The sequence below is a fragment of the Diaphorobacter nitroreducens genome (assembly GCF_002214645.1).
GTDB classification, from domain to species: Bacteria; Pseudomonadota; Gammaproteobacteria; order Burkholderiales; family Burkholderiaceae_C; genus Diaphorobacter; species Diaphorobacter nitroreducens.
The window spans coordinates 1,790,368-1,805,351 of the sequence record NZ_CP016278.1 but is presented as its reverse complement, the minus strand read 5'-3'; the positions used below and the strand labels follow the sequence as shown (position 1 = coordinate 1,805,351).

General features: G+C 65.3%; 19 protein-coding genes. 18 read left to right on the top strand and 1 reads right to left on the bottom strand.

The window, feature by feature from the left end; all coding sequences use genetic code 11:
• Window positions 1–17 precede the first annotated feature (17 nt).
• The 13 genes from BA022_RS08555 to BA022_RS08495 all read left to right on the top strand — a co-directional run bounded on the left by BA022_RS08555 (window position 18) and on the right by BA022_RS08495 (window position 9,608).
• Window positions 18–1,175 (top strand): phosphoadenosine phosphosulfate reductase family protein, encoded by a 1,158-nt coding sequence (locus BA022_RS08555; RefSeq protein ID WP_088888563.1) that lies wholly within the window; start codon window positions 18–20, stop codon window positions 1,173–1,175.
• A gap of 66 nt (window positions 1,176–1,241) precedes the next feature.
• A complete protein-coding gene (locus BA022_RS08550; RefSeq protein ID WP_088887201.1) occupies window positions 1,242–1,817 on the top strand; it encodes a hypothetical protein in 576 nt (191 codons plus the stop codon).
• 2 nt (window positions 1,818–1,819) lie between these two features.
• A complete protein-coding gene (locus tag BA022_RS08545) occupies window positions 1,820–2,062 on the top strand; it encodes a hypothetical protein (RefSeq protein ID WP_088887200.1) in 243 nt (80 codons plus the stop codon).
• A gap of 66 nt (window positions 2,063–2,128) precedes the next feature.
• Window positions 2,129–3,919, top strand: coding sequence for a PRTRC system ParB family protein (locus BA022_RS08540; RefSeq protein ID WP_088887199.1), 1,791 nt, complete (start codon window positions 2,129–2,131; stop codon window positions 3,917–3,919).
• A gap of 91 nt (window positions 3,920–4,010) precedes the next feature.
• Window positions 4,011–4,514: a PRTRC system protein E gene (locus BA022_RS08535; protein WP_088888562.1), complete on the top strand. Its 504-nt coding sequence runs from the start codon at window positions 4,011–4,013 to the stop codon at window positions 4,512–4,514.
• A 113-nt stretch (window positions 4,515–4,627) separates the two neighbouring features.
• Window positions 4,628–5,095: a PRTRC system protein C gene (locus BA022_RS08530; protein WP_088887198.1), complete on the top strand. Its 468-nt coding sequence runs from the start codon at window positions 4,628–4,630 to the stop codon at window positions 5,093–5,095.
• Window positions 5,096–5,139: 44 nt separating this feature from the next.
• Window positions 5,140–6,174 carry a PRTRC system protein F gene (locus BA022_RS08525; RefSeq protein ID WP_088887197.1) on the top strand — a complete coding sequence of 345 codons (1,035 nt, stop codon included), beginning with the start codon at window positions 5,140–5,142 and terminating at the stop codon, window positions 6,172–6,174.
• A 26-nt stretch (window positions 6,175–6,200) separates the two neighbouring features.
• Window positions 6,201–6,950, top strand: coding sequence for a PRTRC system protein B (locus BA022_RS08520; RefSeq protein WP_088887196.1), 750 nt, complete (start codon window positions 6,201–6,203; stop codon window positions 6,948–6,950).
• Window positions 6,947–7,648: a PRTRC system protein A gene (locus tag BA022_RS08515; protein WP_472323105.1), complete on the top strand. Its 702-nt coding sequence runs from the start codon at window positions 6,947–6,949 to the stop codon at window positions 7,646–7,648. Before BA022_RS08520 ends, BA022_RS08515 begins: the two co-directional genes overlap by 4 nt.
• A 51-nt stretch (window positions 7,649–7,699) precedes the next feature.
• Window positions 7,700–8,533, top strand: a complete 834-nt coding sequence (locus BA022_RS08510; RefSeq protein WP_088887194.1) for a PRTRC system ThiF family protein — start codon at window positions 7,700–7,702, stop codon at window positions 8,531–8,533.
• The gene (locus tag BA022_RS08505; protein ID WP_088887193.1) at window positions 8,530–8,730 is read left to right on the top strand and encodes a hypothetical protein; all 201 of its coding nucleotides are present in this window, start codon (window positions 8,530–8,532) and stop codon (window positions 8,728–8,730) included. The genes BA022_RS08510 and BA022_RS08505 overlap by 4 nt, the downstream gene beginning before the upstream one ends.
• 107 nt (window positions 8,731–8,837) lie before the next feature.
• A complete protein-coding gene (locus tag BA022_RS08500; RefSeq protein ID WP_088887192.1) occupies window positions 8,838–9,188 on the top strand; it encodes an H-NS histone family protein in 351 nt (116 codons plus the stop codon).
• 201 nt (window positions 9,189–9,389) lie between these two features.
• Window positions 9,390–9,608 carry a hypothetical protein gene (locus BA022_RS08495; protein ID WP_088887191.1) on the top strand — a complete coding sequence of 73 codons (219 nt, stop codon included), beginning with the start codon at window positions 9,390–9,392 and terminating at the stop codon, window positions 9,606–9,608.
• A 71-nt stretch (window positions 9,609–9,679) separates the two neighbouring features.
• On the opposite strand, the gene BA022_RS08490 is transcribed toward BA022_RS08495, so the two are convergent.
• A complete protein-coding gene (locus BA022_RS08490) occupies window positions 9,680–10,882 on the bottom strand; it encodes an integrase domain-containing protein (RefSeq protein WP_088887190.1) in 1,203 nt (400 codons plus the stop codon).
• Window positions 10,883–12,084: 1,202 nt separating this feature from the next.
• Here BA022_RS08490 and BA022_RS08485 point away from each other — a divergent pair.
• From BA022_RS08485 to BA022_RS08465, 5 genes are all read left to right on the top strand, one after another.
• A complete protein-coding gene (locus BA022_RS08485; protein ID WP_088887189.1) occupies window positions 12,085–13,113 on the top strand; it encodes a PRTRC system protein D in 1,029 nt (342 codons plus the stop codon).
• A complete protein-coding gene (locus BA022_RS08480; RefSeq protein ID WP_088887188.1) occupies window positions 13,113–13,415 on the top strand; it encodes a hypothetical protein in 303 nt (100 codons plus the stop codon). Before BA022_RS08485 ends, BA022_RS08480 begins: the two co-directional genes overlap by 1 nt.
• Before the next feature lie 20 nt (window positions 13,416–13,435).
• Window positions 13,436–13,933 (top strand): hypothetical protein, encoded by a 498-nt coding sequence (locus BA022_RS08475; protein ID WP_088887187.1) that lies wholly within the window; start codon window positions 13,436–13,438, stop codon window positions 13,931–13,933.
• Between the two features lie 140 nt (window positions 13,934–14,073).
• Entirely contained in the window at window positions 14,074–14,391 is a 318-nt protein-coding gene (locus tag BA022_RS19645; protein WP_418236216.1) for a CFI-box-CTERM domain-containing protein, read from the top strand.
• Complete coding sequence (locus BA022_RS08465) at window positions 14,384–14,941, top strand: PD-(D/E)XK nuclease family protein (protein ID WP_088887185.1); 558 nt, start codon at window positions 14,384–14,386, stop codon at window positions 14,939–14,941. The genes BA022_RS19645 and BA022_RS08465 overlap by 8 nt, the downstream gene beginning before the upstream one ends.
• Window positions 14,942–14,984 lie beyond the last annotated feature (43 nt).

Sequence of the window (14,984 nt, the reverse complement as noted above, 5' to 3'; positions counted from 1 at the left end):
TGGACAGGAGGTCCATCGTGGAACAGATCGAACTGCCCTGGCTCGCGCCAGCGGTGTCCCCGGCGTCATTGACCGTCAGCACGGCAGCATGCGAGCGCTTTGCCGTCGCACACGATCCGCAGATCGACATCGCCCTGATGGGCCATGCACCGGTCTATGTCGGTATCAGCGGCGGCAAGGACAGTCAGGCATTGGCCTACAGGATTCAGGCCCACCTCGACACCAACGGCCACGCGGGGAGCCGGGCGCTGATCCACAGCGACCTGGGGCGCATCGAGTGGCGCGATTCCCTCGCGGTCTGCGAGCGGCTTGCCGAACGCCTGGGCTGGGAGTTGATGGTCGTGCGTCGCGCAGCGGGCGACATGATGGATCGCTGGCTGGCGCGTTGGGAGGCCAACGTCGGACGCTACGCCGCCTTGTCGTGCGTGAAGCTCATCATGCCCTGGAGTTCAGCCTCCCAACGCTTCTGCACCAGTGAGTTGAAATCGTCTGTGATCGCTCGCGCCATCCGGGCACGCCACCCGACCGGGGCGGTGATTTCGGCAGTGGGCATCCGGCGCGAGGAAAGCACGGCGCGCGCCCGCACGCCAGCGGCCAAGCGTGACGAGCGATTGACCCGCGCGCGTGGCATCGGGCTGACCTGGAACCCGTTGATCCACTGGCCGCGCAGTGACGTGCTCGACTACATCCGCTCTCGGGGGGACATTCTGCATGCGGCCTACCGTATCTACGGCAGCAGCCGGGTGTCCTGCGCGTTTTGCGTGCTGGCATCGCAGGCAGACCTGTTGGCAGCGACCCGTTGTGACGACAACGCGGCGATCTACCGCGAGATCGTGGAGTTGGAAATCCGTTCGACGTTCTCGTTCCAGAGCAAGCGTTGGCTGGGCGATGTCGCGCCCAGCCTGCTCGACGCGCCAACGCTTGCCGCGCTCGCCGAAGCCAAGGAGCGGGCCATGCAGCGGCAGGCCGCCGAAGCGGAGATTCCCGCTCACCTTCTCTACGAAGCCGGCTGGCCGGTGTGCATGCCGACACCGGCCGAGGCGCGGCACCTCGCGTCCGTGCGCCAGCGCGTCGTCGAAGCCGTGGGCATAGCCGCCGACTGCCTGGATGGCGAGGCGGTTGGCGCCCGCTACGCGGCGCTGATCCAGCAGCAGAGGCACCGACGGCAGGCGTGACTTGCCGATCAGCCCCCTGTCCCCTCGGCCCTGGATGCCGAAGGGCGGGGTGAGACGCTGGCACACATGGATACCGAGACCACACCACAGATTCCGCCGCTCTACCACGGCACCCGCGATGCTTCCGCGCGCCGCATCCTGCGCGCCGGCTTCCGGCGTTCTCACTCACGCAACTACACGGGCACCGGCATTTGCCTGAGTGAATCGCTGACGGTGGCCTACGAGTACGGCATGTACGAAACGGGCGGTTGCGTGCTGGAGGCCCGGCTTGCGCCGACGGCGCGCTGGACGGATCGCTTCGATGGCACGGGCAACGGCAAGGATGCCTGGGACGAGTTCTTCGAGCGCTCCGGCATGGATGCGGTTCGCGCCTTCGGTGGCAACGTGTGGGTGATCTGGACGCCGGGCGCGCTGGTGTCGCTGCGCCGGCTCAGCCACTGCGAGGCCATCCGGCGCCTGTGTGCAGAGTTCGACGAGGACGGGCCGGACTGCGGCTACAACGCCGTGGTTCAGGACTACGCCAGCATCTGGTGGAAGCAGGCGATGGCCGACCCGAACCTCACCCGATTTCCTGACCACCATCGACAACTGGCGGCGCGCCTGCAACGCATGACGGGCTGCGCGCATTCAACGAAGGCCTGACCATGATGCTCGAACAGCAACTGCTTGACCGGATCACGGCGGAAGATCGAGATGCCTTGCATGATGTCGCGCACCTGTTGCGCAGGACTGAAGGTGCATGGAATCGGATCGAGCGCGGCAAGCAGGCTGAACTCAACGCCATGCACCATGAAGAAGGATCGCTCGCACTTTGCCTGCGCCGTGCGCAGCAGGCGGTGGACGAGTTGATTGTGGCAGTCCAAGGAGCAGGGCAGGTGCCCCACTGAGGCGCGCCTGCCCTTGAAAGCGAGCCGCCCCGCGAGAGCATGAAGGCATCCCGTCAGGAGGCTCTCATGGACATACCGAACCACCCCACCTTACCGCTGCACCGCATCGTGCAGGGCAAGAACCCCCGCGAATACTTCGATCCCGCCGAAATGGCCGAACTGGAAGACGGCCTGCGCGCTGCCGGGCGGGTTATCCAGCCCATCATCGTTCGCCCGATTCCCAACGCTGACCTGTATGAAATCGTGGCCGGTGAACGTCGCTGGCGTGCAGCCAAGACCGTCTTTGGCGACGACTACGGCATGCCCGTCGTCATCGAGGCCTTGAGCGACGAACAGGCAGAGGCATTCGCCACCATCGAAAACCATCACCGTGCCGCCATGTCGCATGCCGAGGAAGCGCAAGCGGCCCGCCGTCAGTTGATGCGCTACAAGGGCGACAAGGCGGAAGCCGCCGCGAGCCTGGGCTGGAAGCCGGACGTGCTGGAGCGCCGGCTGGCGTTGCTGACCTGCACGCCCGCCGTGTTGAAGGCGCTGACGCAACGCCAGATTCAGCTTGGACACGCCGAACTGCTGGCTGGTGTGCCACCGCAGAAGCAGGACAGCGTGCTGACCGGCGTGATCGCGCACAAGGTGCCGGTGGGCGTCTTGAAGGAGCAGTTGGGTCGCTTTGCCCGCCGCTTGGCCGATGCCATCTTCGACACCGCGCAGTGTGCGGCCTGCCCGCACAACTCTTCCCGCCAGTCCGGGCTGTTCGATGCCAGCCTGGGAGACGGCTTCTGCCAGCACCCGACCCACTACGACGAACTGACGATGCAGGCCGTCGAGGCGAAGGCTGCCAGCCTGGGAGAGCAGTACCCCGTTGTCCGCATCGTCAGGGCTACGGACGGGTTTTCACCGTTGCCGGTGGCCGAAGACGGCGCGCTCGGTGTCGGGCCGGTGCAGTACGGCGCTTGCAAGGGGTGCGCCTCGTTCGGCTGCGCGGTTTCGGCCACGCCCGGCACGCAAGGTGAAGTGACGGCCTCGCTGTGCTTCGACGCCGAGTGCAACAGCCACAAGGTGGCGGCATGGATGAAGGCGCAGCGTGAGAGCGCCAAGCAAGAGGCCTACTCGGACAAGGCCAGCGGCCAAGGCGGAAAGCGCCAGCCCGCGTCGAAGCCAACCGCCAAACCGGCCACCGTCCCGAGCAACAAGACGCCCCAGCGGGTCATCGACCATCGCCTCATGCAGTGGCGGAAGTGGGCCGCGAAGGAACTCATGGTGCAGCCCGAGCGCAACCGGCGCGTGATGGTCGCACTGGCAGGATCGGGCCGGACCAGCGACGTGCGCAGCAGTGAATACGGACAGGCGGCGAGCAAGATCGCCGGGGCGGAAGCGATCAGGGGCGCAGGCTTTCGCGGCCTTTTGGACGAAGTGGATGCCATCGACGCGCAGCACCTGGAGCGGTTGACGCTGGCGGTGACGGCTGCGGCGGCGTTCGGCGTGACCACGCATGACCTGGAGGCGCTTCTGAACTACCTCCAGGTCGATGAGGGCAAGCACTTCAAGTGGGATGCGGCCTTCCTTGACCTGTTCACGATGAGCGAACTGGATGCACTGGCCGGTGAAGTGGGGCTCAAAACCAAGATGGGCGCCAGCCTCTACAAGCTCGCCCGAGCCAAGAAGAAGGCCGACTTCATCAAGGCGCTGCTCACCGTGCCGGGCTTTGCCTACGACGGCTCGGTGCCGTCCGCCATGCGCTATCCGCGCAAGGAAGCGCAGCCGGAAGCCGGACCGCTCGATGGGGGGAGCGCGAGGGCGACGGGCAGGCCGCCCGAGGCAGCACAGGACGCCGACGAAGAAGCCGCGCTGGCCGCGTGAGCCGGGAAGCCACCGGAAAGAGCCACTGGAAACCCGGAAATGCCTTCGTAGCATGGTCTTCGAAGGCATTTCTTTCTTGAAGGAGCATGACATGACCCTGTTTGAAGAACTCTATGCGCTGGCCCTGACTGCGACGCTCACCCTGACGGTGAGCGCCGACGAGAAGTCGGGCCGGCTGACCGTGAACGTGATTCCCAAGCCGCGCAAGGACGTGAGCGAGCCGGCGCTGACGCAGCCCCTGAGCCTGACGGCGACCCCGCAGGAATTCGACGAAGGCTTCATCGCCACCTTGACCGGCTACCGTGAGGTTCGCCAAAGCCTCGCGCAGCAGGCGGAAGCCACCAAGGAAGTGATCGAGGCCGCGAAGGCCGCTTCGGTGAAGAAGGCCAGCGAGGCGGCGAGCAAGGCCGTCAGGCCCGGTGCTGCTGTGGGGGGCGCTGCGGGTGCGGCTGGCAAGTCGGCAAGTGCCGCGAGCGCGCCTGCCCAGCCAGCGACCGCTGAGGATGAAGACGAAGACGCAGAAACCGCCTGCACGAGCGCCGCGCCATCCGCAACGCCCACGGCGGGTGCCGAGTCTTACGACCTCTTCGGCTGAGTGCCGCAGCAGCACAACGACATGGGCTTGCATCCGCCCCTTTGGTTGAGAGACTGGATTTCAGGGCGGTCGAAGGCGACCGCCATCTCACCGAACCTAGGAGCGATACCACCATGTCGATTGCAGTTCTCGAAATCCGGCGGGCCTTCCGCTACAACGGCATCCTGCTGCCGGACGTGCCGGGGCTCGAACCCCGCGAAGTGCGCGACCTCTACAGCGCGCAGTACCCCGAACTGGTGAGCGCCGAAATCGAACCCGGCGAGGTGCGCGACGGCATCCAGGAGTTCAGTTTCCGCAAGGCGGTCGGCACCAAGGGCGCAGGCATTGGGTCTGCCGAGGCAGAGGTCGAAGACCGCGAGGCCGGCCCACGCCTTGCCGCCTTGTTGGCGACGATTCAAGCCGACGAGGCAGGGACGAGCGGTGCGCAGTCCAGGTTGTCCGCCGCGTTGTCGCGCCGCACCGTGCAGGACCGCTCGGCGGCGATGAGCCGGTTTGCCCATGCCGCCTTGGCGCAAACGCGCCATGAGGCGCGTCCGCACCGCTCGGCGGCGACCAGTGACATGCTGGCGCCTGTGGCATGAACCCGAGCCTGCTTCCCGGCACTGACAGGCGGGGTGTCACCGCGATGCCTGTCCTGGCGCTTCCCCAACTGAGCACCGTGGTGCCGCTGTCGGTGGCCTCGCGTTCGCAGGCGGCGGCGACCGCGGGACTGTGCCGCTGCCTGATCGCGGCGGGCATCGTGCATGAGGATGCGCTGCCGGAGAACGAAGCCGACCCGCTCAAGGCCTGCCAGCAGGCCATCGACGCCTGGATCAAGCGGCTGATCGGACCGCTCCACTGTCTGCAGCCCCGCGTGGCGATCAACGTGCTCGACGAGCACCAGCACCAGCCGGCCAGCCGTGATGGAAAGCTCGGGGCCTATGCCTACCTCGACCTGTACTGGTGCGAGTACCACGAGAGCGAATGGCCGGTGGGCCGTCAACTGGAAGCCCTGAATGCGGCGATGCCGGGCCTTGGTGCGACGGTGTTGCAGGTGCTGCGCGAGCAGAGCCGCTACGTCTATCCCGTCTTCACCCCCGACATTGCCGACGACGTGTCGTCCTATCTGTACTGGCAGGGCGAGTCGGACGAGGAAGCCGCGCTGGACATGATGTGCGAGGACGACAACGAAGCCGACCGCGAGGCCATGCGCGACGAGATGGTCACCCGTGCGATGCTCGATGCCGCCTATCCCGAGTGGGCGCGGCGCTGGCTGGTGCGCCAGGAGAAGGGGCGGCGTCGGCGCAAGGGCGATGCTTGCCAGCGGCCCTGCGATCTGCGCCGTGCCGCCAAGACCCTGAGTAATCCGACGATGCGCGCCATCGTCGCCGACGCGCTGGCGCTGTCCAAGCTGCCGTTGGACGACAGCTTTCGTCCCGACATCGACGGCGAGTACATCGGCTTCGGGGCCGTGCTGTCCTGGGACGAAGCCGACATCACGACGCGCATCTACGACGACCTGCTCAACCTCGCGCATCAGTCGGAGTTCTGCGACCGCATGGGCGAGGCGGTGATCCCGCTGGATGATCCCGGTGCACTGGCTGCTTGCTTCGCCCGCCTGGACCTGCGCTTTCAGGCCATCGCGCTGATCGACCGCTTGATTCACGCCCTGAGCGGCTGACACTGTTCTCAGGAGGTCATCCCAAGATGAACGAAGCCGAGTTTTCCATCCACACGCCGACCGAGAACGTGCTCACGCTCGATCAGGCGGTGCTGCTTTACCACGGCCGCAATGGCGGCGCGCTGGCCACCGTTCACGAGGTGATGACCGTGGATGGCTCGCCGGTGATCGGCGCGGGCCGCGCCATGACCGCCCAGGCGGCGCGCGAACTGGCCGCAGCCTTGCTCCAGCGGGTGGCCCACGGCGGCTTCCTGCCCGAGACGGTGCTCTACGTGCATGGCGACCTGATCCTGTGGTGGGTGCCGCCCACGCGCCGCCACATCGCCTTTCGGGTGGACGGCGACCACGCCGAAGCCTTCGGTGGCGGCGAGCGTGGAGAGACGGTGCCGCAGCCGGGGCTGGTCTTCGCGGCATCCAGCCGGACGTGGGGCGTGTGGGCGGTCAAGGGAAATCGCCGTCCGACGCCGCAGACCCCGCTGTATCAGGCCCCTTACTTCAACGTCAATGGGCAGGGCGGCATCTGCCAAGGCAACGTGCCGGTGCCCGAAGGCACCACGGTGGAGAAGATCGAGGCCTGGAACGATGCCTTTTTCCGCTCCTACTTCACGCATCCCAACGTGACCGGCAAGCTGCTGCGCTACCGGGGCGGTGCCTATGCCTTCTGGCGCGACATGCTCGACCAACGTTTTACCCGATTCCCGGAGCGCGTACTGGTCGATGTCAAGACGACGCTGGGCGGCCTGCTCGGCGGCAAAGACCGCAAGGAGGCCGCATGATGGACGTGCGCGATCAAGCCTTGCTGGCGTCCTGCCCGGTGGTGGCCGCGCCGTGCTTCAGCCCGCTGCCCGACATGGACAACGGCCAGCGCATCATCGTGGCGAGCAATGGCTGGTTCGTCCAGACCCGGCTGGACTGGCTCGACAGCATCACCGCGCTGAGTCTGGAGGCCCCGGCCATGCGCTTGCCCTACGGCGAGGTGCGCGAGCACCTGCGTTTCAGCTTCGGCCCCTTGCCGATCCCGCTGATCGAAGCGTTCGTGGCCTACGGACGTGAGCGCCTGCCCGACGAAGCCGCTGGCGTGCTGATCTTCTCGCGCCGCACCGGGCGGCTGCGACTGGCATTCTGTGAGGCAGAGTGGACCTCGCCCGTGCGCATCGACTACCGCAGGCCACCGATGGCCGACGACGAAACCGTGGCCGTGGACCTGCACACGCATGGGCGGGCGCCGGCGTTCTGGTCTGCCGACGATGACCGGGACGACCAGGGCATCAAGGTAGCAGGCGTGTTTGGTCTGCTCCACCAGCCCAGGCCGATGGCGCGCTTCCGGCTGGTGATCAACGGCCTCTACCAGGACTTGCCGCGCCACCCGTGGCCGGGACCGGATGCGCTCGCGGACAGGATGGACGGCGAGGAACCAGCCCCCTGGCCGAACCGCTGGATGCGCAGCGTGATCCGCCGCTGGACCCACGCTTGAAAGCGCCTCCCGGCGCCGGACACTGAGTGCAACACGTCATGGAGGCTGTGCATGGAACATCGAATTGATCCTCGGCTGCTGGAGCACCGGGTGCGTTGCCATCTGGTCGGGGTGGGGGGAAACGGTGCGCAAATGGCCGCATGCCTGGCTCGGCTGGACATTGCGACGCGCGCCCTCGGGCATCCATACGGGCTGTATGTGGAAGCCTTCGACGCCGACCGGGTGAGCGAGGCCAATGTCGGACGGCAGTTGTATAGCGTTGCCGACCTCGGCAAGCACAAGGCGCTGGTGACGGTGCACCGGCTCAACCAGTTCTACGGACTCGATTGGGACGCTTATCCGATGCACTACGAGGACTACATGGCGGGGCGGCGGATTTCCGGCGGTGCCGACATCCTGATCAGTTGCGTGGACAGCCGTTCGGCCCGTCGCCACCTGCACCAGATCCTGTTCCGCGATCACGACGCGTGCCGGTACTGGCTCGACCTGGGCAACACGGAAACCACCGCCCAAGTGGTGCTGGGTCAGCCGGACAACCGCACGGTGCTGCGCACGGCGGGTGATGTCCCGAGACTGCCTTGCGTCACCGAGCTTTTCCCGGAACTGCTCGACGAGGCCGTCGTGGAGGACAACCAGCCGTCCTGCTCCGTACGCATGTCGCTGGCCTCTCAGGGGCTGTTCGTCAACGACGTGGCCGTGCGCTTTGCGGCGCAATTGCTTTACGAGTTGTTTTCCCGTGGCGGGCTGCGCCAGCACGGGGTGGTCATCAACCTCGACAGCAAGCGCGTTGGCCCCATTGAGGTCGATCCTCGAACTTGGGCGCGCTTCGGCTTCCGGCACACCGATGCCGAGGCCGATGCAGCAAGCGAGGAGGCTTTGGAATGAAGGACTGGAACGTGTGGGTCTGCCGAGGCGGGCGTAGCGTGGTGATCGGCACGGTGTCCGAACAGGACGAGCCGCTGGCCCGATGCGCGGCGTTGTCGCGCTTCGCGGTCACCGAGGATGAATTGGATTCGGGTGAAGCCCCGTTCACGGCGTCCGCCATTCTTCCCGAGGGCGACTTCTGGGTGTCGCCTGTCTGAATCCGGGCTCGCCGCAGCGATGCTTGATCCTTCGATAGACTTGGGGCAGCCCCGGACGCGGCTTTGCCGGACCGGTATCGGATGGACCTGCTGCAAAGAAGGCGCTCATGGCACGTAAACGCACCCTGCAAGAGATCGACCAGGAAATCGCCAAGCTGAAACAGGAAGCGGATGCCATCCGCGAATCCGAGAAAGCGGAAGTGGCGGCCAAGATCAAGGACGCCATTGCCTTCTACGGCTTTACCGCTGCCGACCTCGGCTTGTCTCGCGGCGGCAAGAAAGGGCAGAAGCCCGACGCCAAGGCCAAGCCGAAGTCGGTCAAGGGCGCTGGGAGTGCCCCGAGCCGCGTCAAGTACAAGGACGAAGCCGGCAACGCATGGTCGGGGTATGGCCGCAAACCCAAATGGTTTGTCGAGGCGCTGGCGGGTGGCAAGACCGCCGAGGAACTGCTCGCCTAGACCGCCGCTTGAGGCTATCCCGCCAGAGGGCAGCGATCCATGACGTTTCATTCGTCACCCGTTCGGGCGTATGCTGGCGTGAACCGCCTCATTTCCGCTTGAAGGATTGCGCATGGATCATCTGAATCACTGGTTCGAAAACGCCATCTGCTGGCCGTCTCCGATGGGCGCGGGAGTACCGGAATCCAAGCGGGTGGCCCGATGAGCCGGGATCATCCCATCATCAAGCAGTTCGAAGCGCAGGCCGAAGTGCTGGACATCACCGGCAGCGCCGAAGCGATTGACGAGGCCATCGTTCAACTGGCCACCTGGATGGACGGCCTCGAACTCTCCGACGATGATTCGGCCTTACTTTGCCGCATCGGGGCCATCCTCTACCGGGAAGGATTGCGTCGGCGCATGGGCGACAAGGCGGGGTGATCCTTGCGGAATGCAGGAATGGGGGCAGCGATGCCCCCATTCTCTTTGCGGCAGGGCTGCGCTGTTACGGTTCAGCGATCCTCGGTCATCCCTTCATCACCCGGCAGGTTAGGCCCCGTGTTGGGCGGCGGCTCATTGCGCTGCGCCTGCCGCGCCAGCAACCCGCCCAGATAAGCGCCGGAGGCGCGCGGGCGGTTATGCCCGGCCAAACGGGCCGCCGACAGTCTGGCCTCCGCATCCACATCAGGGGCTACGTCTCCGCCGCCGCGCACCGGGGGCGCAACCCCCGCTTTCTCGCTGTAGTGGTCGATCAGTGCCTCATGGCGCAGGCCGTGCGACGTGGCCCCCAGTCCTTCCTTGGTGAGCTGAAAGCGCCCCATCACGTAGTCGAAGCGCCGCAGGTTGCGGTCAAGGCTGTGGTGGGGATCGCCCATGTGTGCGTCTTCATCCTTGGCGAGCACCTGTGCGAAGCGCAGCGCCGCCATGCGCTCCGCTGAGTCCAGCGGGACGAAGCGCAGTCGCCCCCCTTTCGCTCCCTCCTTGATCCGCACGTAGCTGTCCGCCTGCCGCTCTTCGGACGGCAAGCCGGTGGCTTCGAACGGCACCACGCACCGGTGCGGCCGAAACATGACCGATTCCTTGCGCCGCAGGCCAAACGCCCGCATCAGCTTCAGGGAGGCGCCGATGTAGCGGTCGAAGAGGCATACCTGTTCGATCACTGCGTCGATGTCGATGCCGGCCGCCGTCCAGCTTTTGTCGCGCTGCGCGTTTTCGTGGCGCTGGTATTCGGCGGGCGTCAGGCCGTAGTGATCCGGCTTGCGAATGAAGCCGGGCTTGCCCAGCCACAGCGCCAGCCCGCGCAGGAAGCTCAGGTAGGTCTGGATCGTGGCCGGCGCGAGTTGCTCTTTCTGCCACACGGCGACCATGGCCCGGATGTGACGATCACCCAGGTTGCGCGGATCGGGCACCATCTTGAAGCCGGCCTTCCGGTGCAGGTCGCGGAAGAAGCGCCGCAGGAAATCGGCCCGCTCCTGACGGGTCTTGTGGGAGACGGTCTTTTCCCGTGCGGTGTGCTGGGCGTTGTACAGCGTGATCAGGAGGTCAAGCACGCGCATGGGATCGGCATGGCCGGGCCGCAGCCGTTCGAGGGCTTGCTCCGGCGACAGGGTGGCACGCTCCTGATCGCGGCGCGGCTGGTGATGGTGGGTGTCGCGCCACGCGCCCAGGGAGCCCTGGACACGGCGGGGGGCGTGTTGTGTGTTGAATCTGGACATGGCAAATCTCCGACAGCAGTGCCGTGTGCCGTCCCGGCGGCGCACAGCGGGAATGGGGTGGAATCCATCGGGTCATCGCCGGCGCGGATTCCGATGCGCGGGCAATGCGTGGTCAGGTGTTTCAGCAAGGCGTGCGGTCACGAGCGCGCCATGCCTACCCAGGGTTTGCCGGCATCGCGTGGGGCGCGATGACCAGCTCGGTCGTTCTTAAAAATGAACACGGTGATCCGTCTCGCTTCCGCATTTCTGCGTTCGCCGAGCGTTGGGATGCCGTCCCGCCTCAAGGGCAGGGAGCAACATCAGCGCGAAGGTCTTGCCTTGCGCGCCATGGGGGATCAGTCCTCAGTACGTAGCGCCATCCACCTGCATGGGTCCGCCCCTTGACCGAAAGTCCGGGGCAGTGCGAGGTTCACGAGCGGGGGCACACGGGGAGCCCAACATGGGGCCAACACAGCCGTGTGCTGCGCGAAGTGCGCGTGCTCGAAAGGGTGACGGGAACAGTGGCGCGGCATCGAGTGCCGGCCAGTGGAACTGCTCGAACGCAGGGCTCGCTCTCGGGGAGCGTCTGACAGACGACTGCCAGCAGTGCCTTGCGTTGCTCTACGGGTTGAACTGCTTCGGGCGTGGGCTCAATGGGCCATGCCGAGCCCGACTCGGAGGTCGGGGCTTGAAGAGGCGGGTCACGACCGCAACGCCTTTCGCTCCGTGATGGAGCAGGCCAGGAGGCCTCGGGAGACTGTAGTTCACACCCAGGCCGCGCTCAGGTCAATGGCCAGCACCGCTGCACCACCCCCTTGCTGCCAGAACAGCGGCGTTTGCGGGTGGCCCTTGAAATTGCAATGCGAGGGGCGCTTATTTTTCAAAAGCCCGCCTGAACGAGCTGCCGCCTGGGGTTGACATTGCCTTGGCCTGCCTCTGGTTTTTATCGTGAGGGTTTCAATGCCCTTGAGCCCTTTGGAACGCCCTCGGCGCTGAAAGTGTGGTCTTGACGACGCCTGATCCAGTGAGACCGTAGTCCGACACGGAAGACGTGGGGCGGCGTGGTCGAAAGTACTCGATCTGTACACGGCCTCGACTCGTATTGGCTGGGAACACAGTCCGAGCTGATTGCGAGAACGAGGCTATCCCCCGCGATTTCTGTGTGGAACGGTCGCATCGCCGAACCGATGCTGACCCTTTTCAAACCCACATAGGAGTCATCCATGGACTTTCTCGTCAGAGCCGTCGACGTCGGCTTCGGAAACACCAAGTACGTCACCAGCGCGTCCGGCAGCGAAATTCGTTGCACCAGCTTCCCATCGATCGCCTATCCAAGCATGCGGGAATCGTCTGGACAACCAGGCTACGAGCGGCGCAAAACGGTGGCGATCCCGATCAATGGCCTGTTCTACGAGGTCGGTCCCGAGGTCGAACTGGCGGCGGACACCTTTCGCGCAACCCAGATGCACGATCGCTATACCGAGACGCCGGAATACATGGCCCTGCTGCGCGGCGCGCTCGCGCTGATGAAGCAACCGTCGATCGATTTGCTGGTCGTGGGGCTGCCGGTGGCGGCGCTCGCCACGAAGAAGGCCGCGCTCGAGAAGGCCGTGACGGGAACCCACGACATCGGCAACGGGAAGACCGTGGTGGTCCGCAAGGCCCTGGCCATTGCCCAGCCCCAAGGCGCCCTGGTGGACTTTGCCGTCCAGCACGGCAAAAGCGGTTCCATCGAACGGGAGCAGAGTCTGATTCTTGACCCAGGCTCCCGGACCTTCGATTGGCTGGTCGCCAGGGGCATGCGCCTGGTGCAGGCGAAGAGCCATTCGGTGAACCGCGGTGTCTTCGACATCCTGCAGGCGATTGCGGCCGAGATCAGCCACGACATCGGGACGCCATACAACGACATCGAAGCCATCGACCTGGCGCTGCGCACGGGCAAGAACCCGGTGATCTACCAGAAGCCCTACGACATCTCTCGGGCCATGCCCATGGCGCACTCGATCGCCCAGCAGGCCGTGGCATCGATGATGCGCTGGATCGATGCGAGCTACAGCTTCCAGAACATCATTTTGGTTGGCGGTGGCGCGTACCTGTTCAAGAAGGCGGTGAAGGAGGCGTTCCCGAAGCACAAGATCCTCGAGGTCAAGGATCCCTTGCATGCCAACGTTCGCGGATTCCAGATCGCCGGCATGAACCACGCGCCCAAGCTCTTCGGCGCTGCCGCCACGACCGCACAAGGAGGTGCGTGATGGATGATGCCGTGCCCCCCAAGCTGGAGACGATCCGGATGCTGTTCGAGCTGGATCGGGAAGACGATCCGCGGCTCTACGACGACCTGATCCGCTTCAAGAAGGGCACCAAACGCATCAACCGCCTGCGCCTGCTGGCGCACGAGGCGGTGCTTGGGCAGTTCAGCGCGGCGACGGGTGTTGCAGTCGCACGGCCGGCGCCCGTGCAGCCCATCGTGAGTGCTGCTGCAGGCGGGCCGTCCGGAGCTGTCTTCGAGATGCCAGCGGCGGCAGACGTCTTTGGTGAACCCCTTGAGAACTAAACCTGGGCGGGAGAAGGTCAATGACCGAAGCGAGCTACATCTTCATCCACGGTTGGGTGGATGACGTCATGAGGGATGCCACTGTCCAGGAGGCTCATCGCATTCGAGTGAGGTTGGCCGATGGGCGAATCGCCGATCTTTCCATTAGGCGGATAGAAAACCCGGTCAGGCTTGGCGACGAAGTCAGTGTTGTGGTCGAGCGTGAGCGTCCTGGCCTTGCGCTGGCCCTCATGGATCACACCACGGGCGAGGGCACGAACTATCTGCGTCGGCAAGAACGTCGCTGGCCGGCCGAATCGGATGTCCTCATCATCGCGGCAACGGCAGGCTCGTTTGCGGTCGCGCTCGGGTGGGGCGCCGTGCCCGCCACGCTGGCGTTCGCGCTGCTGTTCTGGCTGGTCGTCGCCAAGCTGCCGCAAACGCGGCGCCATCGGGCAGCCGAACTGGTCGATTACCTGATCGACCGCGAGTACTGCCGCTGGCGCGCTGGTCTCTATCGCCAAGAGGCAGCGCGGTGACTCGCGGGCGCTCCCGGGTAGATCGCGGCGGACGTTCCAGCGTCAGTGCGTCAGAACTCGCCCAGATGGGCGTCTGTGAACAATTGGTGCTGTTCGAGCACAGCTACGGCCAGCACCGCTCCGCGCAGCAGCGTGCAGACATGGTGCGAGGTGGCCGCGAGCATCGTCGCTTCTTTCTGGAGGGACAGGCGGAACGCAGGGAGCGTTGCTTCATTGCCACCTCTGTCTTCGGGGAAGGGGTAGAGGTGGCTGTACTCAGGTCGTTCCGAGATCGGGTGCTGCGCTCCACGCCCATCGGCCGTGCGGTCATCTTCTTCTACTACCGAACGGCGCCTGGTGCGTGTCGATTGCTTGAGGGGCACCCGCGTCTGGTGCGGTTCACGCGGGCGCTGCTCAGGTCGGTGGTGTGGATGGCAGCAAAGGTGCTCGCAAGCCGGGGAGGGCGGAGCGGTGATTGAATTTGCTCTGGCCCTGGCGGCCTTCTTGGGTTGGCTGCTGCTACGGAGGCGTCGGGGATCGAAGGCAGGGGTGCCCATGGAGCTCCAGTGCGCTACGCTTGCCTACGCCGAGAAGTTGTTTCGCGATCCCGGTTCGGTTGCTCTGACAGCTAAGGTTGACCGGGCCTACCGCGTCGAGGGCAGGGCGCTCGTCCTGGTTGAACTGAAAACCCGCCGTTCCAATCACCCCTACCATTCGGACGTGATCGAGCTGTCGGCGCAGCGGGTCGCCATCATGCGGCAGACAGGAGAGCAGGTTGCGCGGCACGGGTACGTGGTCGTGCAAACCGAGGACGGTCACCGTACCTTCCACAGGGTTGATCTGCTGAGTGCTGCAGAGGTCGATGCCCTGATCAATCGCCGGGAAGCGATCCTGAAAGGGCTCATCCGGCCTCAGCGCACCTGCTCGCCAAACCTGTGCCGTCAATGTGAGTTCGAGAAAAAATGCACGGAAATTCGCTCAAAAGGTAATCGTACGTTAAACACCGGGCACCCTGAATCGTCATGGTGAGTGGGGAGTACGTCAAGAACGGATGACGATTACAAGATTGGAC